This window comes from Streptomyces sp. SID5785, from assembly GCF_009870065.1.
Taxonomy (GTDB): domain Bacteria; phylum Actinomycetota; class Actinomycetes; order Streptomycetales; family Streptomycetaceae; genus Streptomyces.
Genome location: NZ_WWIA01000451.1, coordinates 1 through 1414, shown reverse-complemented (window position 1 = coordinate 1414; position 1414 = coordinate 1). Strand labels below are relative to the sequence as shown.

General features: G+C 73.7%; 2 protein-coding genes. One reads left to right on the top strand and one right to left on the bottom strand.

Annotated features, from left to right (window positions below; translation table 11 throughout):
- The coding region (locus GTW43_RS15015) for an epoxide hydrolase family protein (protein ID WP_161302403.1) at nt 1-1008 on the top strand (1008 nt) is incomplete at its 5' end.
- A 10-nt stretch (nt 1009-1018) separates the two neighbouring features.
- Here the strand turns inward: GTW43_RS15015 and GTW43_RS15010 are convergent.
- The coding region (locus tag GTW43_RS15010; RefSeq protein ID WP_202501454.1) for a GH36 C-terminal domain-containing protein at nt 1019-1414 on the bottom strand (396 nt) is incomplete at its 5' end.

Below are 1414 nucleotides of genomic sequence, written 5' to 3'. Positions count from 1 at the left end.
GACCTGGCCGACGTCGTGCACTACTGGCGCACCGCGTACGACTGGCGGGCGTTCGAGGCGCGGCTCGACCGGATCGGCCAATACCGCACGACGATCGACGGTCTGGGGATCCACTTCCTGCACCGGCGCTCCGCGCGCGCGGACGCCGTACCGCTGCTCATGACCCACGGCTGGCCGGGCAGCGTCGCCGAGTTCGTCGACCTGATCGAGGAACTGGCGGATCCGCACGACGCGGACGCACCGGCGTTCCACGTCGTGGCACCGTCCCTGCCCGGCTTCGGCCACAGCGACAAGCCGGCCGCCACCGGGTGGGGCATCGAGCGGATCGCGGCCGCCTGGGTGGAGCTGATGGGACGGCTGGGCCACGAACGGTTCCTCGCCCACGGCGGCGACTGGGGAGGCGTCGTCACGACAGTCCTTGGCGGCCGCTTCCCGCGGCACGTCCGGGGCATCCACACGACGTTGGCGCAGGCACCGCCCGGACTTCCGCTGGACGGGCTGACGCCCGCCGAGCGCGCCTGGGCCGAGGAGACCCGGGACTTCTGGGACGGCCGGGCGGCCTACGCGAAACAGCAGGCGACCCGGCCGCAGACCATCGGTTACGCGCTCGTCGACTCACCGGTCGGGCTGCTCGCCTGGATCCTCGACAAGTTCGCGGAGTGGAGCGACACCCGGGACAGCCCCTTCGAGACGATCTCGCGGGACCGGATCCTGGACGACGTCACGCTGTACTGGCTGACCCGGAGCGGAGCCTCGGCGGCACGGATCTACCACGAGAGCCACCTGTCGCTCGACCCGGAGCTGAGGGTCGACGTGCCGGCCGCCGTCACCGTGTATCCCCGCGACATCGAGAAGTGCCCGCGCCCCTGGGCCGAGCAGCGGTACCGGCGCATCGTCCGGTGGCAGACGCCCGCGGCGGGCGGCCACTTCCCGTCCCTCGAGGTTCCCGGGGACTTCGTCGCGGATCTGCGCGCGGGCCTCGCGGCCGTGCTGGCCACGACGCCCTGAGCCGCCTCGCTCACAGGCGGCGCAGGACGACCAGCTCGGCGTCGTGGTCCGTGGTCCAGGGGAAGCCGAGCCCCGTGTGTCGCAGGTACGCGCCGCTGTACTCGGTGCCGGCGGCCTCGTCCCGGTAGCGGGCGGCGGGGTCGATGCCGCGCAGGCGCAGCCGGTCCGGGCGGCCGGGCACCAGTGGGGCCCCGTCGAGGCGGCCGGTGTGCAGGGCGCCGACCACGACGCGTGAGCCGTCGGGCGCGATCGACTGGACGCCGCAGGTCGGGTCGTCCGGGGAGTTGAGCAGGTGGGTCTCGCCGTGGTGCACGATGTCGCGGACGTCCTTGTACCGGGCGACCCACTCCGCCGCCTCGGCGCGCTGCCCGTCGCTCCACGCGCCGAGATCGGCGCCGATGCCGAG